Annotated in this window: 23 protein-coding genes; 18 read left to right on the forward strand and 5 right to left on the reverse strand. The window is 65.2% G+C overall.

Annotated elements, in window-relative coordinates:
* Positions 1–18 precede the first annotated feature (18 nt).
* Both recJ and AWB68_RS09810 read right to left on the reverse strand, forming a co-directional pair.
* Positions 19–1,725 carry a single-stranded-DNA-specific exonuclease RecJ gene (recJ, locus tag AWB68_RS09805; protein WP_087644151.1) on the reverse strand — a complete coding sequence of 569 codons (1,707 nt, stop codon included), beginning with the start codon at positions 1,723–1,725 and terminating at the stop codon, positions 19–21.
* Between the two features lie 18 nt (positions 1,726–1,743).
* Complete coding sequence (locus AWB68_RS09810; RefSeq protein WP_087644152.1) at positions 1,744–2,841, reverse strand: regulator; 1,098 nt, start codon at positions 2,839–2,841, stop codon at positions 1,744–1,746.
* A gap of 219 nt (positions 2,842–3,060) precedes the next feature.
* Here AWB68_RS09810 and AWB68_RS09815 point away from each other — a divergent pair, with 219 nt between their 5' ends.
* The 10 genes from AWB68_RS09815 to ftsB all read left to right on the forward strand — a co-directional run bounded on the left by AWB68_RS09815 (position 3,061) and on the right by ftsB (position 14,182).
* On the forward strand, positions 3,061–4,314 hold the full coding sequence (locus tag AWB68_RS09815) for a lipoprotein-releasing ABC transporter permease subunit (protein WP_087644153.1): 1,254 nt from the start codon (positions 3,061–3,063) through the stop codon (positions 4,312–4,314).
* Positions 4,307–5,017 carry a lipoprotein-releasing ABC transporter ATP-binding protein LolD gene (lolD, locus tag AWB68_RS09820; protein WP_087644154.1) on the forward strand — a complete coding sequence of 237 codons (711 nt, stop codon included), beginning with the start codon at positions 4,307–4,309 and terminating at the stop codon, positions 5,015–5,017. Before AWB68_RS09815 ends, lolD begins: the two co-directional genes overlap by 8 nt.
* An 8-nt stretch (positions 5,018–5,025) precedes the next feature.
* Entirely contained in the window at positions 5,026–5,814 is a 789-nt protein-coding gene (locus tag AWB68_RS09825) for a TatD family hydrolase (protein WP_087644155.1), read from the forward strand.
* Positions 5,815–5,897: 83 nt separating this feature from the next.
* Positions 5,898–8,384 (forward strand): DNA internalization-related competence protein ComEC/Rec2, encoded by a 2,487-nt coding sequence (locus tag AWB68_RS09830; protein WP_087644156.1) that lies wholly within the window; start codon positions 5,898–5,900, stop codon positions 8,382–8,384.
* A gap of 43 nt (positions 8,385–8,427) precedes the next feature.
* Positions 8,428–9,252: an alpha/beta fold hydrolase gene (locus AWB68_RS09835; RefSeq protein WP_087644157.1), complete on the forward strand. Its 825-nt coding sequence runs from the start codon at positions 8,428–8,430 to the stop codon at positions 9,250–9,252.
* A gap of 102 nt (positions 9,253–9,354) precedes the next feature.
* Positions 9,355–11,055, forward strand: coding sequence for a CTP synthase (gene pyrG, locus AWB68_RS09840; protein WP_087644158.1), 1,701 nt, complete (start codon positions 9,355–9,357; stop codon positions 11,053–11,055).
* Entirely contained in the window at positions 11,052–11,906 is an 855-nt protein-coding gene (gene kdsA, locus AWB68_RS09845) for a 3-deoxy-8-phosphooctulonate synthase (protein WP_087644159.1), read from the forward strand. The genes pyrG and kdsA overlap by 4 nt, the downstream gene beginning before the upstream one ends.
* A 91-nt stretch (positions 11,907–11,997) precedes the next feature.
* Entirely contained in the window at positions 11,998–12,228 is a 231-nt protein-coding gene (locus AWB68_RS09850; RefSeq protein WP_087644230.1) for a DUF1330 domain-containing protein, read from the forward strand.
* A gap of 117 nt (positions 12,229–12,345) precedes the next feature.
* Positions 12,346–13,629: a phosphopyruvate hydratase gene (eno, locus tag AWB68_RS09855; RefSeq protein ID WP_087644160.1), complete on the forward strand. Its 1,284-nt coding sequence runs from the start codon at positions 12,346–12,348 to the stop codon at positions 13,627–13,629.
* A 91-nt stretch (positions 13,630–13,720) separates the two neighbouring features.
* Positions 13,721–14,182, forward strand: a complete 462-nt coding sequence (gene ftsB, locus AWB68_RS09860; protein WP_087644161.1) for a cell division protein FtsB — start codon at positions 13,721–13,723, stop codon at positions 14,180–14,182.
* Positions 14,183–14,248: 66 nt separating this feature from the next.
* Here the strand turns inward: ftsB and AWB68_RS09865 are convergent, their stop codons facing one another.
* The 3 genes from AWB68_RS09865 to AWB68_RS09875 form a co-directional block, all read right to left on the reverse strand.
* Complete coding sequence (locus AWB68_RS09865) at positions 14,249–14,596, reverse strand: hypothetical protein (RefSeq protein ID WP_087644162.1); 348 nt, start codon at positions 14,594–14,596, stop codon at positions 14,249–14,251.
* A 137-nt stretch (positions 14,597–14,733) separates the two neighbouring features.
* Positions 14,734–15,684 (reverse strand): Hsp33 family molecular chaperone HslO, encoded by a 951-nt coding sequence (hslO, locus tag AWB68_RS09870; RefSeq protein WP_087644163.1) that lies wholly within the window; start codon positions 15,682–15,684, stop codon positions 14,734–14,736.
* Between the two features lie 48 nt (positions 15,685–15,732).
* Entirely contained in the window at positions 15,733–16,257 is a 525-nt protein-coding gene (locus AWB68_RS09875) for a gamma carbonic anhydrase family protein (RefSeq protein WP_087644164.1), read from the reverse strand.
* Between the two features lie 209 nt (positions 16,258–16,466).
* On the opposite strand from AWB68_RS09875, the gene AWB68_RS09880 reads away from it, so the two are divergent.
* The 8 genes from AWB68_RS09880 (at position 16,467) to dapA (ending at position 23,599) form a co-directional block, all read left to right on the forward strand.
* Positions 16,467–17,291, forward strand: coding sequence for a ferritin-like domain-containing protein (locus AWB68_RS09880; RefSeq protein ID WP_087644232.1), 825 nt, complete (start codon positions 16,467–16,469; stop codon positions 17,289–17,291).
* A 64-nt stretch (positions 17,292–17,355) separates the two neighbouring features.
* Complete coding sequence (locus tag AWB68_RS09885; RefSeq protein ID WP_087644231.1) at positions 17,356–18,240, forward strand: alpha/beta fold hydrolase; 885 nt, start codon at positions 17,356–17,358, stop codon at positions 18,238–18,240.
* Between the two features lie 62 nt (positions 18,241–18,302).
* Positions 18,303–19,133 (forward strand): 3',5'-nucleoside bisphosphate phosphatase, encoded by an 831-nt coding sequence (locus AWB68_RS09890; protein WP_087644233.1) that lies wholly within the window; start codon positions 18,303–18,305, stop codon positions 19,131–19,133.
* A 202-nt stretch (positions 19,134–19,335) separates the two neighbouring features.
* On the forward strand, positions 19,336–19,971 hold the full coding sequence (locus tag AWB68_RS09895; protein WP_087644234.1) for an L-threonylcarbamoyladenylate synthase: 636 nt from the start codon (positions 19,336–19,338) through the stop codon (positions 19,969–19,971).
* A 215-nt stretch (positions 19,972–20,186) separates the two neighbouring features.
* Positions 20,187–20,852, forward strand: coding sequence for a site-2 protease family protein (locus AWB68_RS09900; RefSeq protein WP_087644165.1), 666 nt, complete (start codon positions 20,187–20,189; stop codon positions 20,850–20,852).
* A gap of 4 nt (positions 20,853–20,856) precedes the next feature.
* On the forward strand, positions 20,857–22,059 hold the full coding sequence (locus AWB68_RS09905) for a tryptophan--tRNA ligase (RefSeq protein ID WP_087644166.1): 1,203 nt from the start codon (positions 20,857–20,859) through the stop codon (positions 22,057–22,059).
* Positions 22,059–22,652, forward strand: a complete 594-nt coding sequence (locus tag AWB68_RS09910) for a class I SAM-dependent methyltransferase (protein WP_087644167.1) — start codon at positions 22,059–22,061, stop codon at positions 22,650–22,652. The genes AWB68_RS09905 and AWB68_RS09910 overlap by 1 nt, the downstream gene beginning before the upstream one ends.
* 41 nt (positions 22,653–22,693) lie before the next feature.
* The gene (gene dapA, locus AWB68_RS09915; protein WP_087644168.1) at positions 22,694–23,599 is read left to right on the forward strand and encodes a 4-hydroxy-tetrahydrodipicolinate synthase; all 906 of its coding nucleotides are present in this window, start codon (positions 22,694–22,696) and stop codon (positions 23,597–23,599) included.
* Positions 23,600–23,689: the final 90 nt, after the last annotated feature.

The raw sequence follows: 23,689 nt of genomic DNA on the forward strand, positions 1-23,689 counted from the left end.
ACCCCCAAGCGCCAGCGATCACCCCCCCGCATATTCGACGATCATCTGCACGCGCGCGACGCCATTCCACGTGTCGCTCACCAGCCGGTAGGCCACCGTCGTGCGCGCCGGCAACGGATCGACGTGGTTGAACCAGATCGCGTTGAAGCGCTGGCGTCCGCGCAGCAATTGCAGTTTCAGGTGCTTGTCCTTCACGAGCGCCTGCGACGCCACGTCGAATTCGCCCGAAAACACCGGCGCCGGAAATCCCTGGCCCCAGACAGCAGCATCGATCAACTCGACGAACTGCGGCGTGAAATACGCGTCTTCCAGTTCGCCATCCGTTTCCACCACCCGCGACAGCGCTTCCGCCGTCAGCCACTCGCGGCCAATCGCCTCGAACGCCGCCGTGAAGCGCGGGATGTCCGCGGTGGCGATCGTGAGGCCGGCGGCCATCGCATGGCCGCCGAACTTGACGATCATCCCCGGCTCGCGCTTCGAAATCAGGTCGACGGCGTCGCGCAGGTGAAAGCCGGAAATCGAGCGCCCGGAACCCTTCGACAGCACGCCGCTGCCGTCGGCGTGCGCGAACGTGAACGACGGCCGGTGAAAGCGCTCCTTCAGCCGCCCCGCGACGATCCCGATCACACCCTGATGCCAGTCCGGATTGAACAGCGTGAGCGTGGCGCGGTCGCTGGCATCGACCGACTGGAGGTCGTCGAGCGCCTGTTGCTGCATGCCCGCTTCGATCTCGCGCCGCTCGCGGTTGATCGAGTCGAGCTGCTGCGCGAGTTCCCAGGCGCGGCCGATGTCGTCGGTCGTCAGGCACTCGATGCCGAGCGACATGTCCGCGAGCCGTCCCGCCGCGTTCAGACGCGGTCCGAGCGCGAAGCCCATGTCGAAGCCGGACGCGACGCGCGCATCGCGCCCGGCCGCGCGAAACAGCGCCGCGACGCCGGGCTGCATGCGGCCCGCGCGAATCCGCCTCAGGCCCTGCGCGACCAGGATGCGGTTGTTCGGATCGAGCTTCACCACATCGGCGACCGTGCCGAGCGCGACCAGGTCGAGCAGGCCGTCGAGGCGCGGCTCGGGATGCGCGTCGGTGAAGGCGTTGCGGCGGCGCAATTCCGCCCTGAGCGCGAGCAGCACGTAGAACATCACGCCGACGCCCGCGATGCACTTGCTCGGAAACGAGCAGCCCGGCTGGTTCGGATTGACGATCGCGCGCGCGGGCGGCAACTGGTCGCCCGGCAAGTGGTGGTCGGTGACGAGCACGTCGATGCCGAGCGCGTTCGCCGCCTCGACGCCGTCGACGCTCGCGATGCCGTTGTCCACCGTGATCAGCAGGTCGGGCTTGCCGCCGGGACGGCGCGCGGCCAGTCCGACGATCTCGGGCGTCAACCCATAGCCGTATTCGAAGCGGTTCGGCACGAGATAGTCGATCTGCGCGCCGAACATGCGCAGGCCGCGCACGGCGACGGCGCAGGCGGTCGCGCCGTCGCAATCGTAGTCGGCGACGACCAGCATCCGGCGTTGCGCGGCGAGCGCGTCGGCCAGCACGACGGCGGCATCCTCGCAGCCTTTCAGGCCGGCGGGCGCGTGCATCTTCTTCAGTTCGGTCTCGATCTCGTCCGGCGACGACACCCCGCGCGACGCGTAAAGCCGCGCGATCACCGGATGCAGGCCGTGGCGCATCAGGACTTCTGCATCGGCGGGGGATGAGGCGCGGGTGACGATTCGGGTCATGCGAAGTAAGCCGTTGAGTTATTCGATGAAAAGGGCCGCGATCGGGCGGCGGCGCCAGAACTTGCGCAGGCTGCCCCGCGTGACCGTGAGCATGACGGAGCCGGTATCGCTGCAAAGCGTGAAGCGCAGGGTGCCGAGCGAGCCGTCGTTCAGGGCGGCGAGGGCGGGCGCGAACCAGTCGGCTTCGAGCTGCTGCAGCGATGCGTTCCAGCGCGCCCAGTCCTGCTCGATGAACGGCACCGAGAACGGATCGAGTTCGATGAGCGTGCGGCCTTTGTTATCCGACGCCATCAACGCGGCGAACGATGCCGGCGGCGCGTCGGGCGCGACGCCGCCGGCGAGCGCGAGGCCGCGCGTCGCGGCGGCGTCCGACATCACGCGGGCGAACGGGCTCGTCACCGGCTGAAATGCGCCTTGTCCGTGCAGCCAGATCGAATTGACGGCGGGCAGTCCGCGCGCTTCGCGCGCTTCGTTAAGCGGATGCTCGAACCACGCCATCTGCACTTCGTTCTGGAGTTTCATCCACGCGCGCGAGCGTTCGCCGGTCTTCGCTTCGTGCGGCAGCCAGATCTCGATGTTGCGGCCGCTCGCCCGCAATGGGGACGCACCCGTCAAGGTGCCGAGGCTCGCACCGGAGACGTACCAGCGCGTCGCATTGGGCGCCTGGACCTCGACGCCCAGTTCCTCGATCAGCGGTTTCACGACCTGAAAGAGCGCGCGGGCTTCGTCGGCGGAAACGTCGAGCGTCGCGGGATCGATCAGCACCAGGTGATCGTGCGCGATGCGCACGTGCACGGGTTCGATGCAGGCCCAGAGCGCGGCTCCAGGCGTGCCGCCATCGGCGAGGAGCATGTAGGGCGCGAGCGGCGCATCGTCCGACGGTTTCGCGTCCGCCGATGCGCTGGCGAGGCCGAACTGGCGCGCGATCCAGCGTTCGTGAGGCAGGGTGCGCTGGAAATCCTCGCCGATCACGCGTTCGTCGAGCGTCGCGCGGGCGAGCAGCTTTTCGAGGGCCGGCGTCTCCAGGTTGTGCAGCGCGGTCGCGGCGTCCGCAGCCGAGGGCAGCGCGAAGGGGAGCAGGAGGTGGAGGTCGGGAAGCGGCATGATGGTGCGCATTGTATGGCAAACTTCTTGGTTATCCGAAAACCATTCCCATTAGAAACCCATTTAGAAACCCATTAAAAAGGGTGGCCGCAATGCGTACGGAAACGTCCGAAAGAGGATATTTCCGGAAAACCCAAAGGACTCGATCGGCGCAGCTACCTTGCGGATGTGCCGGCTGAAACGCCGTCCGCTTCGCGCGCGTGGATGGAAATAAACAAACAAAGGACCCGCTTGAAACTACCGTACGAATGGCAGATCGGCTGGCGCTATACGCGCGCCGGCAAACGCACGACAGGCAACGGCTTCATCTCGTTCATCGCGCTCGTTTCGATGGCTGGCATCGCGCTCGGCGTCGCGGCGTTGATCGTCGTGCTCTCGGTCATGAACGGCTTCCAGAAGGAAGTCCGCGACCGCATGCTTTCCGTGCTCTCGCACGTCGAAATCTTCTCGCCGACCGGTTCGATGCCCAACTGGCAACTGACCGCGCAGGAAGCCCGCCGCAACCCGGAAGTGATCGGCGCCGCGCCGTACGTCGAGGCGCAGGCGCTCCTCACGCGGCAGGGTGCGGTGAGCGGGGTCGCGCTGCGCGGCGTGGAGCCGTCGCTGGAGCCGCAGGTCTCCGATATCGGCAAGGAAATGCGCGCCGGCTCGCTCACGAGCCTCGTGCCGGGCGAATTCGGCATCGTGCTCGGCGCCGACCTCGCGACCAACCTGGGCGTCACCGACGGCGACAAGATCACGCTCGTCGCACCCGAAGGCACCATCACGCCGGCCGGCATGATGCCGCGCCTGAAGCAGTTCACGGTCGTCGGCGTGTTCGAGTCGGGGCACTACGAATACGATTCGACGCTCGCGCTCATCTCGATGCAGGACGCCGAGGCGCTGTTCCGCCTGCCCGCGCCGACCGGCGTGCGCCTCAAGCTCAAGGACATGCAGCGCGCGCCGGAAGTCGCGCACCAGCTCGCGCGCACGCTGTCGGGCGACCTCTATATCCGCGACTGGACGCAGCAGAACAAGACCTGGTTCTCCGCTGTGCAGATCGAGAAGCGCATGATGTTCATCATCCTCACGCTGATCATCGCGGTGGCGGCGTTCAACCTGGTGTCGTCGCTGGTGATGACCGTCACCGACAAGCAGGCCGACATCGCCATCCTGCGCACGCTCGGCGCGCAGCCCGGCTCGATCATGAAGATCTTCGTGATTCAGGGCGTGACGATCGGCTTCATCGGCACGGCGATCGGCGTGACGCTCGGGTGTCTGATCGCGTGGAGCATTCCGTGGCTCGTGCCGATGATCGAGCATCTGATCGGCGTGCAGTTCCTGCCGCCGTCGGTGTACTTCATCAGCGAGCTGCCATCCGAACTCGTCCCCGCCGATGTCGCGAAGATCGGCGTCATCGCGTTTGTGTTGTCGTCGCTCGCAACGCTCTATCCGAGCTGGCGCGGCGCGAAGGTTCGTCCGGCGGAGGCCCTGCGGTATGAGTGATGTGAATGACAAGGACGTCGTGCTGCAGGCATCGGCGATTTCGAAGACCTTCGTGCAGGGCGGCTTCAACGTTCAGGTGCTGGACAACGCGCAATTGCAGGTGCATCGCGGCGAGAAGCTGGCGATCGTCGGGGCGTCGGGGTCGGGCAAGAGCACGCTGCTGCACGTGCTCGGCGGGCTCGACGAGCCGAGCGCCGGCCGCGTGTCGCTGCTCGGCAAGCCGTTCACGGATCTGAAGGAGCGCGAGCGCAACGAGTTGCGCAATCGCGCGCTCGGCTTCGTGTATCAGTTCCACCATCTGCTCGCGGAATTCACGGCGCTCGACAACGTCGCGATGCCGCTCAGGATTCGCCGCATGTCGGAGGACGATGCGCGCCGGCAGGCGATGGACATGCTGGAGCGCGTGGGCATCGGGCATCGGGCGAAGCATCGGCCGGGCGAACTGTCGGGCGGCGAACGGCAGCGCGTCGCGATCGCGCGGGCGCTGGTCACGCATCCGGCCTGCGTGCTCGCCGACGAGCCGACGGGCAACCTCGACGGCGGCACCGCCGACACTGTGTTCAACCTGATGCTCGAACTGTCGCAGACGCTGGAGACGAGCTTCGTGATCGTCACGCACGATCCCGATCTGGCGGCGCGCTGCGACCGCATCATGCGTCTGCGCGACGGCGTGCTGCACGAAGAGCCGCCCGTACCGGTGTAAAACGCATCATGTGGATCGATACGCACTGCCATCTCGATGCATCGGAATTCGACGCCGACCGCGACGAGGTCGCCGCATCGGCGCGGCGGGCGGGCGTCACGCGTATCGTGATTCCGGGCGTCGAGCGCGCGAACTTCGCGACGGTGCGCACCCTCGCGCATCGCATCGACGGGGGTGCGTATGCGCTCGGCATCCATCCGCTTTTCACGCCGCGCGCGACCGACGACGATCTGCGCGTCTTGCGCGCCGAAATCGAAGCGAGTCTCGATGATCCGCGCTTCGTGGGCATCGGCGAGATCGGCCTCGATTATTTCGTGCCGACCCTCGACGATGCGCGCCAGCAGTTCTTCTACAACGAACAATTGAAGCTCGCGCGCGAGTTCGATCTGCCGGTGATCTGCCATGTGCGCAAGTCGCAGGACAAGGTGCTCAAGGGATTGCGCGTGCACGGCGTGAAAACCGGCATCGCGCATGCGTTCAATGGCAGTTTCCAGCAGGCCGAGGCGTTCATCGCGCAGGGCATGCATCTCGGCTTCGGCGGCAATCTCACGTTCGAGCGCGCGCGGCAGATTCGTCGGCTCGCGGAGCAACTGCCGCTCGCTGCAATCGTGCTCGAAACCGATGCGCCCGATATCGCGCCTTCGTGGTGTTACAAGGGCCGCAATGCGCCGGATCAGGTCGCGGGCATCGCCAAGGTGCTGGCGGAACTGCGCGGCATCGGCGAAGAGGCGCTTTCCATAGGCACAACGGCTAACGCGCACGCCGCGCTGCCGCGGCTTGGGCTTATCTCTTCATAATCGTTTGCGGGTCGAATGCGGGCACCGGATGAGGCGGTCATCCGGTGTGGATGCGCTCGCCGCGGACTTTATGAGGGGCGCGTGTGCGGGGTGTTCTCGTTGGCTTCGCGCTGGGCGTGTGGTGCTTGCAGCAGCAGGCCGCGTTGCCGGGGTGGATCGGTTGGGCCGTGCTGTGCGCTGGCTTCTGCGTGGCGTGCTGGTGTCGTCGCTGGCGCTGCGTTGCGTTTCCGGTCGCCGCGTTTGCTTTCGGCTTCGGCTATGCCGCATTGCGTGCCGAAATCCGCCTGCAAGCGCAACTGCCGATCGCCTACGAAACCCGCAACATTGGAGTCGCGGGATTTGTTCGCGGCCTGCCCTCGATCGGCGCGGAGGGCACGCGCTTTTTGTTCCAAGTCGAATCGAACGATGCGCGATTGCGTGACTTTCCACGCGTCGTGCGGTTGTCGTGGCTGAATATCGATGACGCGCCGCCGCCTGCGTTGCAGGCCGGCCAGCGCTGGTCGCTGACAGTGCGCCTGAAGCGGCCGCACGGCAACGCGAACTTCGGCGCGCGCGACGCGGAGGCGGCGCTCCTCGCGCGCGACATCCGCGCGACGGGATACGTGACGGCGGCATCGAGCGCCCGGAGGCTGGCTCGCGATGCCTTCGGAATCACGCTCGCAATCGATCGATGGCGTGCGCACCTGCGCGATCGCATCGAACGGGTGCTCGGCGATGCGCCGCATCGGGGGATCGTCGTGGCGCTCGCGGTGGGCGCGCAGGACGGCGTCAGCGACGACGACTGGTCCCTCATGCGCGCCACCGGCACGAGCCATCTCGTGGCGATCTCGGGGCTGCACATCGGGTTCGTCGCGGGGCTGGCGGCGCTGCTGACGGGCTTCGTTTGGCGTCGAGCGCGATGGCGCGGCGTGCCGTTGCCGCTCTACGTGTCGGCGCCGAAAGTGTCGGCGGCCGGCGCTGCGGTGTTTGCGGCCTGCTACGCGGGTCTCGCGGGTTTCAACGTGCCCGCGCAGCGCGCATTGTGGATGCTCTGTTTCGCCGCAATCGCGTTGGTCAGCGGGCGACGGATCGCGTCGTCGCTGGTGCTGGCGTGGGCGCTTGCGCTGGTGCTTGTCGCCGATCCCTGGGCCGTCACGGCGGCCGGGTTCTGGCTGTCGTTCTGCGCGGTCGCGGCGATCCTGTATGCGATGGCGGCGTACGGGCGGCGCGCGTCGAAGTGGCGCGACTGGCGCGACGCTGGCGGCGAGGCTCACGCGGACCCGGTGCCCTACGATTCCACCGGTCGCGTGCGTGAGCCAGTGCCACAATCCGTAGACCGCCTCCGCGCCATCTTCCACCGCAAAGCCCGACGACTCCACGGCCACCTCGCATCGAGCGGCCGCGTCCAGTACGCGGTGACGATCAGCCTCGCACCGCTCACCGCCTACTGGTTTTCGCAAATCCCGCTGATCGGCCCGCTCGCGAATGCCATCGCGATTCCGTGGGTCAGCCTGCTCGTCACGCCGACGGTGCTCGCAGCCGTCCTGCTGCCCGCGCCGCTCGACGCCTTCGCCTATCGGGCCGCGCACGGCCTGCTTGCCATCATGTGCGACGCGCTCGCCTGGCTCTGCGGCCCCGCATGGGCGCTGTGGCGCCTGCCGCAGCCCGGCCCGTTCGCGCTGGCCGCGGCCGCAGTCGGCGTCGCGTGGGCGCTCGCGCCGCGTGGCTGGCCGCTGCGTTTCGCGGCGCCGCTGACGTGGCTGCCCCTCGTGCTTCCGGCGCCCAATGCGCCGGCACCGGGCGCGTTCCGACTGACGGCGCTGGACATCGGGCAGGGCTCGTCGATCGTGGTCGAGACAGCGCGCCACGCCTTGCTTTTCGACGCCGGCCCCGGACCCGAATCGACGCATGCGGGCGAGCGCATCGTCGTGCCGTATCTTTTCGCCTCGGGCACCGTGACGCTCGACTCCCTCGTCATCAGTCATTCCGATTCGGATCACGCGGGCGGCGCGCCGGCCGTATTGCAGGCGACCGACGTGCGTCAACTCCTCGCCTCGCTGCCGGCGCGAGACGCGTTGTGGCACACAGCCAGCGAGCGCCACGCGCAATCGCTGCGCTGCGCGGCAGGCCAGCACTGGACCTGGGACGGCGTCGAGTTCTCGATGTTGTGGCCCGACCCGGGTCCGCTTGCGGTCAAGCCGAACGCGACGTCATGCGTGCTCAAAGTGACGAGCGCGGCCGGCCGCTCCGCGCTCCTCACCGCCGACATCGAAGCCGACGTCGAGCGCACCCTGCTGCGGCGCGACGGCCAGGCGCTGAAAGCGGACGTGCTGCTCGTCCCGCATCACGGCAGCAGGACGTCATCGACCGAGCCTTTCCTCGACTCCGTCGGGCCGCTCGTCGCGGTATTTCAGGTAGGCTATCGCAACCGTTTTCACCATCCGCATCCGACTGTCTTTGAGCGTTACCAACTGCGCGCGATCGAACTCTCGCGCAGCGACGACGACGGCGCCGCGCGCATCGAAGTCTCGTCGTCGATCACGCTCGAACGCTACCGTCAGACGCACGCGCGCTACTGGATGAACCGGTGACTTACCCAGAACACAAAACATAAAAGCAAGGAGCCGGCACCGCTTGAAGGACATCATTCATTTTTCGCACGCGAACGGTTTTCCGGCCTCGACCTACCGGACGATCTTCGCCGAACTCGCCGACGACTACGAAATCCGCTCGGTCGAACGCTTCGGCCATGATCCGCGCTATCCGGTCACGCGCGACTGGCCGCATCTCGTGGACCAGTTGCTCGACGACATCGGCAGCGTGCGCTACGGCGAGCGGCCGACGCAACCGAAAGTCTGGCTGGTCGGCCATTCGCTCGGCGGTTACCTGTCGCTGATGGCGGCGATGAAACGCCCGCAGTGGGTGAAGGGCGTCGTGATGCTCGATTCGCCGGTGATCGGCGGCTGGCGCAGCAGTCTCCTCGGCGTGTCGCAGTGGACGGGGCTCGACGAGCGCCTGTCGCCCGCCGCCGCGACCAAGAACCGGCGCACGCAGTGGGCGAGCCGCGACGAAGCGTGGCGGCACTTTCATTCGAAGCCGGCGTTTGCGCGCTGGGACGAGCGCATGCTGTCCGACTACATCGATTTCGCGATTCCGCAAACGGGCGCAAACGGCGGCCGCACGCTCGCGTTCGACCGGCACGTCGAATATCTCGTCTACCGGACCTTGCCGCGCACGATCGGCGCGCGGCTTGCGCGCGGCGTCGAGGTGCCGGTCGGGTTCATCGCGGGGACGCAATCGAAGGAGGTGCGGCAAGTGGGACTCGAACTCACGCGGCGCATCGCGGGCGAGCATTTCGAATGGATCGAGGGCAGCCATCTGTACCCGATGGAGCGGCCGATCGACACGGCGCGCGCAGTGCAGCGAATGCTTAATGCGCTCTCGGAGTCGCTTTCGTGAACGCCTGAAAGCAGCTACGCTGCAGCGCAAAACTCGCGTCGCGGGCGCTGGGTGGGAAGGCGCCTTTACGGTATAATCCGTTTTTCCCGCGAGCACCCAGCGATGACCAAATATGTATTCGTCACCGGCGGCGTAGTTTCTTCCCTTGGCAAAGGTATTGCCGCCGCTTCCCTCGCCGCGATCCTCGAATCGCGCGGCCTCAAAGTCACCCTCCTCAAGCTCGATCCCTACATCAACGTCGACCCCGGCACGATGAGCCCGTTTCAGCACGGCGAAGTATTCGTGACGGAAGACGGCGCGGAAACCGACCTCGATCTCGGCCATTACGAGCGCTTCATCAGCACGAAGATGCGCAAGGCCAACAACTTCACGACCGGCCAGATCTACGAATCGGTGATTCGCAAGGAACGCCGCGGCGAGTATCTCGGCAAGACGGTCCAGGTCATTCCGCACATCACGAACGAAATCCAGGCATTCCTCGAACGCGGCGCCGCAGCGGCGACGTGCGGTGAGCCGGATGTCGCGATCGTCGAGATCGGCGGCACGGTGGGCGACATCGAATCGCTGCCGTTCCTCGAAGCCGCGCGCCAGATGAGCCTGCGCCTCGGCCGCAACAGCGCCTGCTTCGTGCATCTCACGCTGGTGCCTTACATCGCCACTGCGGGCGAACTGAAGACAAAGCCGACCCAGCACAGCGTGCAGAAGCTGCGCGAGATCGGCATCTCGCCGCACGTGCTCCTGTGTCGCGCGGACCGTCCGATCCCCGAGGACGAATGCCAGAAGATTTCGCTCTTCTCGAACGTGCCGGAAGACGCGGTCATCTCGGTGTGGGACGTGGACAGCATCTACAAGATTCCGCAGATGCTGCACGACCAGGGCCTCGACGAAATCATCTGCGAGGAACTCAGGCTCTCGCCGCAGCCCGCCGACCTTTCCATGTGGTCGAAACTCGTCGCAAAGCTGGAGAACCCGCAGAGCGAAGTGACGATCGGCATGGTCGGCAAGTATGTCGAGCTGACCGAATCGTACAAGTCGCTGATCGAGGCGCTGCGCCACGCGGCGATCCATACGTCGACCAAGGTCAACATCGAGTACATCGACTCCGAGCAGATCGACGCGGAAGGCGTCGAGGGCCTCAAGCACCTCGACGCCGTGCTGGTGCCGGGCGGCTTCGGGCGGCGCGGCACGGAAGGCAAGATCAAGGCGATCCAGTACGCGCGCGAATCGAAGACGCCTTATCTCGGCATCTGCCTCGGCATGCAGCTTGCCGTGATCGAATTCGCACGCGACGTCGCCGGCCTCGCCGACGCGAACAGCACCGAGTTCGATTCGGACACGCAGAACCCGGTCGTCGCGCTGATCACCGAGTGGTACGACCGCGCGGGCCGCGTCGAGAAGCGCAACGAGGAATCGGACCTGGGCGGCACGATGCGCCTCGGTTCGCAGAAGTGCCCGATCAAGCCGGGCACGATGGCCTCGCGCATTTACGGCACGGATGTGAACGAGCGTCATCGTCACCGTTATGAAGTCAATAACCGATTCGTGCCCCAGCTCGAAGCGGGCGGCCTTATCATCAGCGCCCGTACCCCGAGCGAGGACCTTCCGGAAATGATGGAGTTGCCGCAATCGATGCATCCGTGGTTCGTCGGCGTCCAGTTCCACCCGGAATTCACGTCGACCCCGCGTGACGGGCATCCGTTGTTCAAGGCGTTCGTCGACGCTGCGCGCGTGCATCGCGAGGCGCCGGGTGAGGCGAAGCCGGCAGTCGCTGCCGTGCGTGCCACGGCTGGAGCGCAGGCATGAAACTGTGCGATTTCGAAGTCGGGCTGGACAAGCCGTTTTTCCTGATCGCGGGCACGTGCGTCGTGGAATCGGAGCAAATGACGATCGACGTCGCCGGGCGGCTCAAGGAAATCTGCGCGAAGCTGAACGTGCCGTTCATCTACAAGTCGTCGTATGACAAGGCGAACCGCAGTTCCGGCAAGTCGTTTCGCGGCCTCGGCATGGACGAAGGCCTGCGCATCCTCGGCGAAGTGAGGAAGCAGCTCGGCGTTCCCGTGCTCACCGATGTGCATTCGGAGCATGAAATCGAAGCGGTGGCATCGGTGGTCGACGTGCTGCAGACGCCCGCTTTCCTGTGCCGCCAGACCGATTTCATCCACGCCTGCGCGCGCTCGGGCAAGCCCGTGAACATCAAGAAGGGCCAGTTCCTCGCGCCGCACGACATGAAGAACGTCATCGACAAGGCGCGCGACGCCGCCCGCGAAGCGGGTTTGTCGGAAGATCGCTTCATGGCGTGCGAACGGGGCGTGTCGTTCGGCTATAACAACCTCGTTTCCGATATGCGCTCGCTCGCGATCATGCGCGAGACCGCGGCGCCCGTCGTCTTCGATGCCACGCATTCGGTGCAGTTGCCGGGCGGGCAGGGCACGAGTTCCGGCGGCCAGCGCGAGTTCGTGCCGGTGCTGGCGCGCGCGGCGGTCGCAACGGGCGTTTCCGGGCTCTTCATGGAGACGCATCCCGACCCGGCGTGCGCGAAGTCCGACGGCCCGAACGCGGTGCCGCTGCATCGGATGGAAGCGTTGCTGGAAACGCTCGTCGCACTCGACCAGGCGGTCAAGCGCGGCCCGTTTCTCGAGAACGATTTCAATTGATGCATCAAAGCGGGCGTCCCCTTCACATGGCGGACGTCCGCTTCACATAAAGTGCTGCAGCAAGCGGCGCGTCAAAATGGGGGAGAACGCAGTGGCGAAGGGTTGCATCATCGCGAACGTGGAAATGACGAACCCCGATCAACATGCCGCGTATCGCGCGCTAAGCGAGACGCAAGGCATTTCCCGTGCGCGCACCGTCGTCATCGAATTTCCCTCCTCCGATGCAGCAAAGACGTTCTATCATTCCGCCGAATACGAAATCGCGCGAAACGAGCGCGCGTACGCGGCGCAGATGAACCTGATGGTAGTCGAAGGAGTCTGAACGGTCGGCCTGTGTCATTTGAGGGTTCAGGCGACCGTTTCCTTCGAAAATCTTAAGTGAAGCCGGCAGAAAGCCGCCGCCGGCAGCAGGAATTCAACGTCATTTCTTGAGGAAACCATGAGTGCTATCGTAGATATCATCGGCCGCGAGATTCTCGATTCGCGAGGCAATCCCACCGTCGAATGCGACGTGCTGCTCGAATCGGGCACGATGGGCCGCGCCGCCGTGCCGTCGGGCGCATCCACGGGATCGCGCGAAGCGATCGAACTACGCGACGAAGAAGGCAATCGCTATGGCGGCAAGGGCGTACTGAAAGCCGTCGAGCACATCAACACCGAAATCTCTGAAGCCATCATGGGCCTCGACGCGTCGGAGCAGGCGTTCCTCGACAAGACGCTGCTCGAACTCGACGGCACCGACAACAAGTCGCGCCTCGGCGCGAACGCGATGCTGGCCGTGTCGATGGCGGTTGCAAAAGCGGCCGCCGAAGAAGCCGGCCTGCCGCTGTACCGCTATTTCGGCGGCTCGGGCGCGATGCAATTGCCGGTGCCGATGATGAACATCGTCAACGGCGGCGCGCACGCGAACAACAGCCTGGACATTCAGGAATTCATGATTGTCCCGGTCAGCCAGCCGACTTTCCGAGAAGCGCTGCGCTGCGGCGCCGAAGTGTTCCATGCGCTCAAGAAGATTTTGTCCGATCGCGGCATGAGCACGGCCGTCGGCGACGAAGGCGGCTTCGCGCCGAACTTCGGCAGCAATGACGAATGCCTGTCGACCATCCTGCAAGCCATCGAGAAGGCGGGCTATCGCGCGGGCGAAGACGTGCTGCTCGCGCTCGACTGCGCCGCGAGCGAGTTCTACCACGACGGCAAGTACCAATTGGCGGGCGAAGGCCTGCAACTGTCGTCGGCGGAATTCACCGACTACCTCGCGGCACTCGCCGACAAATTCCCGATCGTCTCGATCGAGGACGGCATGCACGAAAGCGACTGGGAAGGCTGGAAGATTCTCACCGACAAGCTCGGCAAGAAGATCCAACTAGTCGGCGACGACCTGTTCGTGACCAACACGCGCATCCTGAAGGAAGGCATCGAGAAGGGCATCGCGAACTCGATCCTGATCAAGATCAACCAGATCGGCACGCTGACGGAAACCTTCGCCGCGATCGAAATGGCGAAGCGCGCGGGCTACACGGCCGTGATCTCGCACCGCTCGGGCGAAACCGAAGATTCGACGATCGCGGATATCGCGGTCGGCCTGAACGCCGGTCAGATCAAGACCGGTTCGCTTTCCCGCAGCGACCGCATCTCGAAGTACAACCAGTTGCTGCGCATCGAGGAAGATCTCGGCGATATCGCGAGCTATCCGGGCAAGTCGGCGTTCTACAACCTGCGCTAAAGTTTTTAGCCGAATTGGACGTTAGTTAATTTTTCAGCCCGCCGCCCTCGCGTCTTCCGGACGCAGGGCGGCGCTTATTTCGGCTCTATCAATGCGGCTTGTTACTGTCGTCCTCGTGCTTCTGCTGGCACTGATCCAATATCCGCTTTGGTGGGGGCACGGTGGTTGGCTGCGCGTCCACGAATTGCAGGGACAGCTCGCGCAGCAGACCCAGAAAAACGCCGACCTGAAACTGCGCAACGAACGCGTGCAGGGCGAAGTGCAGGATCTGCAAAGCGGCACGGCTGCCGTCGAAGAGCGCGCGCGCTATGAGATGGGCATGGTGAAGGACAGCGAGGTTTTCGTGCAGTTCGTCGCGCCGAATTCGGCTGCGCCCGTGAATTCGGCGAACGCACCTGGAGCGAATGCATCGACGCGGGGCCAGGTGTCGGCGGCGCCGTTGCGGGTGGTGCCGAATCCGGTGTCGCGCTCGAAGGAAGAGCGCCGGGCTTTTGAAAAGAAGGCCACGAAGGACAAGGAAGACGCAGCGAAGAAGAAACAAGCGGCTGAGTGATTGAAGATAAAAAAGCGCGGTCATCGACCGCGCTTTTTTTATTTATGGACCGCTAACTCTGGCCGCTTACCACCGATATCCGGTTCCGAAGCCCACGCCGGTTCCCCAGCCCGAGCCCCATCCGCCGGTGGAGTAGCCGCCGTAGACGCTGACCGGTGCCCGGTAATACTGCGACGCCGCCTGCGCGGCGGCATCGTAGCTCATGGCCTGCTGCTGTTCGGCGAGCGCCTGCCGGTCGATCTGGTTATAACGTTCCTGCTCTTCCTTCGACAACGGCTGCGGCGGCTGCGTCTGCGCGGCAGGCAGGCGGCTGTAGATGGGCGAAGGGCCGGGCGGGTCCATCATGCAACCGGCGAGCAACGCGACGGCCACGACCGACACCGACAGACCCCGGAACAACAAAGCGCTTTTCATTTCGACCTCCACCGGGCCGGACAACTGGACAGGCTCGAATCATATCGTGCCAGATCACTCGCGGGCAGTGTCCGGGCGATGCCAACTGCGGGCGGCCCGAAGCGGCCGATCCCGAAAAATCCCTTGAAAATCAAGCCTCAATGCCGCTGTTGAGATGCCTCGCTCACGCCTTGTGAGAGTTCTTTTGCGACAAAAAGTTGCGCAACGTCGACCGGGTCGAACTCGTAGCGCTGATTGCAGAACTCGCAATGCACTTCGACCGTGCCGCGCTCGTCGATTACGCCATCCACTTCCTCGCGGCCGAGCATCTTCAGCATCGAGCCAACCTTCTCGCGCGAGCACGAGCACTGGAAACGCGTTGCTGCCGGCTCGAAATGCTGCACGTTCTCCTGCCAGAAAAGGCGCCGGAACAGGGTTTCCGGCTCTTCCTTGAGCATCTCGGCGCTCGACAGCGTGCCGCCGAGATGGCAGACGCGCTGCCACGTATCCGCATCATGCTCGCCGGGATGGGGCACGATGCCGCCGTCGCCAGGAAGCTTCTGCAGCAACATCCCGACCGCGCGGTCCGTGTTCGCCGCAAGCCACATGCGCGTGTCGAGCTGCTCGGAATGATGCATGTAGTGTTCCAGCACTTCGGCCATCGACGCGAGTGGCCCATGTTCGCCCGACAGCGGCACGATGCCCTGATACGGCTGCTGTCCCGGCTTTTTGGCGCCCGGATCGAGCGTGATCACGCAGCGGCCGTGGCCGTGCTGGTTGAGCAGGTCGGGCAGCGTCATGTCGTCGCCGATGAGCGCTTCGGCGCCGGCGACGAGCTTCGCCGTCGCGCGCAGCGACAGGTCCGAGTTGCACTGCACGACCAGCATCTTGACCGGCCCGTCGCCGTAGATCTGCATGATGAGCGTGCCGTCGAACTTGAGATTCGCCGACAGGAGCGCACACGCGGCCATCATTTCCCCGAGCAGGTTGCGCACGGGCAGCGGGTACGAGCGGCGCGCGAGCACTTCCTGCCAGGTGTCGCGCAGCGAGACGATCTCGCCGCGCACGGGCGCCGCGTTGAACATGAATTTCTGCAACTGGTCGTTCACAACTCTTCCTTGATCGATGCGGCGGGAAACCTCGATGCGGGTTCGGTATCAGCCGATTCGCACGAGTTGCGCCTTGTAGTATTCGCGTCGGTCCGTGTAACTGCGGGTGGCCGACTGCATGCGGGCGATATCCGCCTCGGTGATTTCGCGCACCGCCTTCGCAGGCGACCCGATAATCAGCGTGTTGTCGGGAAACACCTTGCCTTCCGTCACCACCGCGCCCGCGCCAACCAGACAGTTGCGGCCGATGACCGCACCATTCAAGACCACGGCCTGAATTCCGATCAGCGAGCCTTCCTTGATGGTGCAGCCATGCAGCATCGCCTGGTGGCCGACCGTGACGTTCGCTTCGATCGTCAGCGGAAAGCCGGGGTCGGCGTGCAGGATCGCGTTTTCCTGGACATTGCTGCCGCGTCCGACGACGATCGGCTCGTTGTCGCCGCGCAGTGCCGCGCCGAACCAGACGCTCGCGTTCTCTTCCAGCGTGACGCGGCCGATGATCGTCGCGGTATCCGCGAGGAACACGCTTTCGTGGATCGTGGGGGCTTCTTCGCCGAGCTTGTAGATGGCCAACTATGTCTCCTTAGCGGTCTGGGCGATGCTCGGGTTGGAGCACCGATGGCTGCCGGCGCCGGCGCTACAATGCCGGGCGGCGGTGTGCTTTTAGGCAATGTCTGATGCGCAAAGCGCTATTTTAGCCGTTTGCGCGGTAAAGCCGCCGTCGCGGGCGCGGGCGACGCGCAGGGCGGCGGTCCGTCGATCGAGTTTGAATGTCCTTTTCCATGTCCACTGATTCCTCTTCATTTCCCTGTGCGCGTCAGACGGCGCTCGACATCCTTCGCGAGCGCGATCCGCAGACGAAAGCCACGCGCGCCCGTCCGCTTTACGACGCGGCGCGGGACGGGAAGGCGGTGATCGAACCGTCGTTGCAGTTGAGCGAGCCTGCGGACTTGCCTGGCCGCCCCGAACGGCCGCCGCTCGTCGAACCGGGTTCGCTGAAGCGCCGCGGCATGCAGTCCGAAGCGGGGCGCGCCGTGCTCCTGCACGCGCTCGCGCATATCGAATTCAACGCGATCAACCTGGCGCTCGACGCCGTCTGGCGTTTCGCGTCGATGCCGGACGATTTTTATCTCGACTGGTTGAAAGTAGCGGCGGAAGAAGCGCATCATTTTTCGCTGCTGAACACGCGGCTCGGGGAATTCGGGCATGTCTACGGCGACTTCCCGGCGCACGACGGCCTTTGGGAAATGGCCGAACGCACCTGCGGCGACGTCCTCGCGCGCATGGCGCTTGTGCCGCGCACGCTGGAGGCACGCGGCCTCGATGCGTCGCCGCCGATCCGCAAGCGTCTCGCACAGGCGGGCGACCACGCATCGGCGGCAATCCTCGACGTGATCCTTGAAGACGAGATCGGCCACGTGCTGATCGGCAACCGCTGGTTTCGTCATCTGTGCGATGCGGCGGGCGCCGATCCGCATCCCACCTACGCGCGCCTCGCCGAGCAGTACCACGCGCCGAAACTCCGCGGGCCGTTCAACTTCGAAGCGCGCCGCGACGCCGGCTTCGACGAAGCGGAACTGCGTGCGCTGGCCGGGCTGGACGGCTGAATCCATCTCGAAAAGGTTCGCTGCTGGCTATAATCGAACGATCATTCCTTTCTGGATCGACCCAATGCGTGTGTCTTCTTCCGATTTCGTCGATGCGCGCGGCGTGCGTCTGCACATACGGCGCTGGGGCGCCCCCGACGCGCCGACGCTCTTCATGCTGCACGGCTGGATGGACGTCGCGGCGTCGTTCCAGTTCGTCGTCGATGCGCTCGGCGACGGCTGGCAGGTGATCGCGCCCGATGGGCGCGGCTTCGGGCTGTCGGCGTGGCCGGTTGCGGAGCGCGGCGGCGGGAGCTACTGGTTCCAGGACTATCTCGCGGACCTCGACGTCATCCTCGACCGCTACGCGCCGCATGGCGAAGTGAACCTGGTCGGCCACAGCATGGGCGCGAACGTCGTCGCGCTGTATGCGGGCGTGCGGCCGCAGCGAGTGCGGCGCGTGGTCGATCTCGAAGGCTTCGGGCTTGCCGCCGCCGATCCGAAGCGCTCCCCGGCGCGCATCGCGCAATGGCTCGACGACCTGCGCGTGCCGCCCGAACTGCGGACCTACGCCACGCTCGAGGAAGTCGCCGAGCGCCTGATCCGCACCAACCCGCGTCTTGCCCGGACACGTGCCCGGTTTCTCGCGCAGCACTGGTCGAAACAGGCGGACGACGGCCGTTACCGCCTGCTCGCCGATCCGGCGCACAAGTTGCGCGGGCCGTTGCTGTATCGGCTGGATGAAGTGATGGCGGCTTGGTCGCAGGTGCGCGCGAAGGTGCTGCACGTCGAGGCGGCGCGGTCGCAGACGCTCACGATGTTCGCGGGCAATCTTCCGGTCGACGAGTTCAAGACACGTTTTTCGGCTTTTCCGGACTGGCGCGAGGCCATTGTCGGCGACGCGGGACACATGCTGCACCATGACCAGCCGGAGCAGGTCGCGGCGCTGATCGCGGATTTTTGCGCGTAAGAGCCCGCACGGACTGAAACTTGCATTGCAGTAGAATGTTAGCCATGCACATGAAGCCCACGATGAACGCCGATCTCCACTGCCATTCCACTGTTTCCGACGGCCAGCTCACGCCCGCGCGGGTTGCGGAGCGTGCGCACGCGGGCGGCGTGACGCTGTGGGCGCTCACCGATCACGACCAGTTGGGCGGCCAGCGCGAGGCGCGCGAGGCGGCCGAGGCGCTCGGCATGCAGTACCTGAGCGGCGTCGAGATCTCGGTGACGTGGGCGGGGCGCACGGTGCACGTCGTCGGCCTGAACGTCGACCCTGAGAACCAGGAACTGCTCGACGGGCTCGCCGCCACGCGCGACGGCCGTGCCGCGCGGGGTGTCGCGATCGGCGAGGCGCTGGAGAAAGTCGGCATTCCAAATGCGTACGAAGGCGCGCTGCGTTACGTCAGCGATCCGAAGATGATTTCACGCACCCACTTCGCGCGCTATCTGGTGGAGGAAGGGCTTGCGCAGTCCACGTCGGACGTGTTCGCGCGCTACCTGGGCGAGGGCAAGCCGGGCTACGTCGGCCATCGCTGGTCGAAGCTGCCGGACGCCGTCAAGTGGATCAAGGGGGCGGGCGGCGAGCCGGTGATCGCGCATCCCGGCCGTTACGATTATTCGCCAACAGAATTCGCCGCACTGTTCGACGAATTCATACAGTTGGGCGGCGGCGCCATCGAAGTCGTGACCGGCAGCCACACGCCGGACCAGTATCGAGAGTACGCGGATGTGGCGCGCCGCTATGGTTTTTACGCGTCGCGCGGATCGGACTTCCACGGCGCCGGCGAGGGCCGCATTGACCTCGGCCAGCTTCCGCCGCTTCCATCCGATCTCAAGCCGGTCTGGGAGCGCTGGCTCTGACAGCTCGCGGTGCGCTGCAAGGCGCAAAGCTGGCACGCTTCTCGCATGTTCCACCCGTGCTATCCAATGCTGGGGCCACATCATGCAGCACGCCAGTTTTCGCGTCCTGAATCGCACCGAACCGTCCGGTCTTCGCGAACGTTGCGCGGACACGCGTCCCGCCGCGTCCCGCGTCAAGCGACATCATAAAAACCACGCCGCCATGTCTCAATTCTTTCGCATTCATCCGGACAATCCACAGCCGCGCCTGATCAACCAGGCGGTGCAGATCATCAACGACGGCGGCGTGATCGCGATGCCGACCGATTCGAGCTATGCGCTCGCCTGTCATCTCGACGACAAGGACGCCGTCGAGCGCATCCGCCGCATCCGCGGGCTCGACGAGAAGCAACTGCTCTCTTTGCTCGTGCGCGACCTGTCGCAGCTCGCCAATTTCGCGCAGGTCGACAACCGGCAGTATCGGCTGATCAAATCGGTGACGCCGGGGCCGTATGTGTTCGTACTGCAGGCGACCAAGGAAGTGCCTCGGCGGCTCTCGCATCCGTCGCGCAAGACGATCGGGCTGCGCGTGCCCGAGCACGCCATCACGCTGGCGCTGCTCGAAGCGCTCGGCCAGCCGCTGCTCGGCTCGACGCTGATCCTGCCGCCCGACACCGAGCCGCTCAACGACGCCGAGGAAATCCGCGACCGCCTCGAAAAGCAGATCGACCTCGTGATCGATGCGGGCGCTTGCGCCGCGGAGCCGTCGACGGTCATCGACCTGACCGGCGCCGCACCGGTGCTGGTGCGCCCGGGCCGCGGAAGTCTGGAGCCGTTCGGCCTTACTGCGGAAAGCTGAGCCCGACCCCTGAGCTTCGCCCCTGAGCCTGACGGCATAAAATCGGGCGAAATTTCCCGACAGGAGGCATCATCTGCGTTCGCCTCCCGCAATTTGCCGCAAGCGGGCCCGAAACCCGCCCACCTATGCCTGCCCACGCTCGCCGCGCGCAACCGTGACTTTCCCGCCATGAGTGGCGCCTGAACTGCAAGATACGCTTGATAGAATAGCGAGCTATGGATTCTTCCCTGATACAGACAATCGCGGTCTACGCGCTCCCGGTGATCTTCGCGATCACGCTGCACGAGGCCGCGCACGGCTACGTTGCGCGCCTGCTCGGCGACAACACCGCTTACGTGCTCGGCCGCGTGTCCTTCAATCCGATGCGTCACATCGACCCCATCGGCACCATCGTCATTCCTATCGTCCTGTACTTCGTGACGAGCGGCGCATTCATGTTCGGCTACGCGAAGCCCGTGCCCGTCGCGTTCGGCAACCTGCGCAATCCGCGCTGGGGCAGCCTCTGGGTCGCGGCCGCGGGACCTGCCAGCAACTTCGTGCAGGCGCTCGTATGGGGCGTGATCGCGGTCATGCTGGCGGGCTTTCACGTCGACGAAGCGTTTTTCACGCGCATGGCGGCGGCCGGCGTCGGCGTGAATCTCGTGCTCGGCGTGCTGAACCTCTTTCCGCTGCCGCCGCTCGACGGCGGCCGCGTGCTGATGGCGCTCCTGCCGGTTCGCGCCTCGCTCACCCTGCAGCGGCTCGAGCCTTACGGTTTTTTCATCGTGATGGCGCTCGTCGTGACGGGCGTGCTCACGCGCTACTGGCTCGGCCCGCTCGTGAACGTGGGCTACGCGGCGGTGTCGGCCATCCTGAATCCCTTTGCTTCGTTCTTTCTATAAAACCATGTTCCCTGACCGTATCTTCTCAGGCATGCGGCCGACCGGCTCGCTGCATCTCGGCCACTATCACGGCGTGCTGAAAAACTGGGTGCGGCTGCAGTCCGAATACCCATGCTTTTTCGCGGTCGTCGACTGGCACGCGCTCACGACGCACTACGAAACGCCCGAAGTGATCGAGCAGAACGTCTGGGAAGTGCTGATCGACTGGCTCGCGTCCGGCATCGACCCGGCGCAGGCTACGCTGTTCATCCAGAGCCGCGTGCCGGAGCATGCGGAACTGTCGCTGTTGCTCGGCATGGGCACGCCGCTCGGCTGGCTCGAACGCGTGCCGACCTACAAGGAACAGATCGAGAAGCTGCGCGAAAAGGACCTGTCGACGTACGGCTTTCTCGGCTATCCGGTGCTGATGGCCGCCGACATCCTGCTGTATCGCGCGTCGCTGGTGCCGGTCGGCGAGGACCAGGTGCCGCACGTCGAGATGACGCGTGAGATCGCGCGCCGCTTCAACTACCTGTACGGCCGCGAGAAGGACTTCGAGGAGAAGGCGCTCGACGCCGCGAAAAAACTCGGCGGCAAGCGGGCGAAGCTGTATCACGAGTTGCGCGTCGCGTACCAGCAGGAAGGCGACGACGAAGCGCTCGAACAGGCTCGCGCGATGTTGCAGGAGTCGCAGAGCCTGTCGATGAGCGATCGCGAGCGGCTGTTCGGCTATCTCGAAGGCGCGCGCAAGATCATTCTCGTCGAGCCGCAGGTGCTGCTCACGGCCGAGTCGCGCATGCCGGGCCTCGACGGCCAGAAGATGTCGAAGTCCTACGGCAACACGATCGGCCTGCGCGAAGACGCGGAGACGATCGCGAAAAAGGTCCGCACGATGCCGACCGATCCGGCGCGCGTGCGCCGCACCGACCCGGGCGATCCGGACAAATGCCCGGTGTGGAAGCTGCATCAGGCCTATACCGACGAAGCCACCCACGAATGGGTCCAGAAGGGCTGCCGCACGGCGGGAATCGGCTGTCTCGACTGCAAGCAGCCGGTGATCGAAGGCATCCTGCGCGAACAGCAGCCGATGCTCGAGCGCGCGCAAAAGTACATGGACGATCCGTCGCTCTTGCGCGCGATCGTCGCCGATGGCTGCGACAAGGCGCGCAAGTTCGCGACCGAAACCATGCGCGACGTGCGCGAGGCGATGGGCCTGTCGTACAACTGATGGCGGACGGGTTGAACGTCCCGAGCGCATGGGTGAGGCAGTGGGCGCATCTCGTCGAGGCGGGCGGCACGGTGCTCGACGTCGCGGCGGGCAGCGGCCGGCACGCGCGCTGGTTTGCGTCGCGCGGTCATGCGGTGCTCGCCGTCGATCGCGACGAGGAAGCGCTTCGCTCGATGGCGGACGCCGCTCGCATCTCGACGCTTGCCGCCGACCTGGAAAACGCCGCGTGGCCCTTAAAGGCCGATGAACGGTTCGCCGCGGTCGTCGTGACGAACTACCTGCATCGGCCGCTGTTTGCGCATCTCGCCGGTGCGCTCGCGCCCGGCGGCGTGCTGATCTACGAAACCTTCGCGGTGGGCAACGAAAGCGTCGGCAAGCCGTCGAATCCGGCGTTCCTCCTGAAGCCCGGCGAGCTGCTCGATGCCTTTCATCCGCGCTTGCGGATCATCGCTTATCAGGATGGCTTTGCGAGCGTTCCGCGCGCATCCTATGTGCAGCGAATCTGCGCGGTCCGCGAGCCGGACCGATCCTCAACCGGCCTCACCATTCGTAACAATGCGTCTTACCCGCCGCGTTACGAGTTGGCGGGCTAATCCGCTACAATCGCGGTTTACCCATTAAATCATAGCGTTTCATGACAAACGGAACACACGGCGGCATCCAGCTCCGCGGCAGCATTCCTGCCATCGTCACACCGATGCACGAGGACGGTAGTCTCGATCTGCCGGCGTTTCGAAAGCTGATCGACTGGCATGTCACGGAAGGCTCGAACGGCCTCGTCGTGGTGGGCACGAGCGGCGAATCGGCCACGCTCTCGGTCGAAGAACACGTGCTGATGATCCAGACGGCGGTCGAGCACACGGCCGGGCGCTTTCCGATCATCGCGGGCGCGGGCGGCAACTCCACGTCGGAAGCCATCGAACTGTCGAAGGCGGCGAAGAAAGTCGGCGCCGACGCGACGCTCCAGGTCGTCCCGTATTACAACAAGCCGACGCAGGAAGGCATGTATCGCCATTTCGCGAAGATCGCGGAATCGGTCGACCTGCCGGTCGTGCTGTACAACGTGCCGGGCCGCACGGTTGCCGACATGAGCAACGAAACGATCCTGCGTCTCGCGGGCGTGCCGGGCATCATCGGCGTGAAGGAAGCGACGGGCAACATCGATCGCGCCGCGCATCTGATCAAGTATGCGCCCGCGGGTTTCGGCATTTTCAGCGGCGACGATCCCACCGCGATCGCGCTGATGCTGCTCGGCGGCCACGGCAATATTTCGGTGACGGCGAACGTCGCGCCGAAGGCGATGAGCCAGCTTTGCCGCGCGGCGCTCGAAGGCGACGCGATCACTGCGCGCAAGATTCACCTGAGCCTCTTGTCGCTTCACAAGCAGCTTTTCTGCGAATCGAATCCGATTCCGGCGAAGTGGGCGCTCCAGGAAATGGGGCGCATGGCCGGCGGAATCCGCCTGCCGCTCACGCCGCTCGACGCGCGCTATCACGACATCGTGCGTGACGCGTTGCGCGAAACAGGGCTCCTGGCCTGATGGCTCGCGGCGGCGCACACAGAACCATCGGACCGTGCCGCCGCAAATCATCGAAACCAGCCACGCAGCCCGTCATCAACCGCCCGTTAT

It is taken from the genome of Caballeronia choica, from assembly GCF_001544535.1.
GTDB classification, from domain to species: domain Bacteria; phylum Pseudomonadota; class Gammaproteobacteria; order Burkholderiales; family Burkholderiaceae; genus Caballeronia; species Caballeronia choica.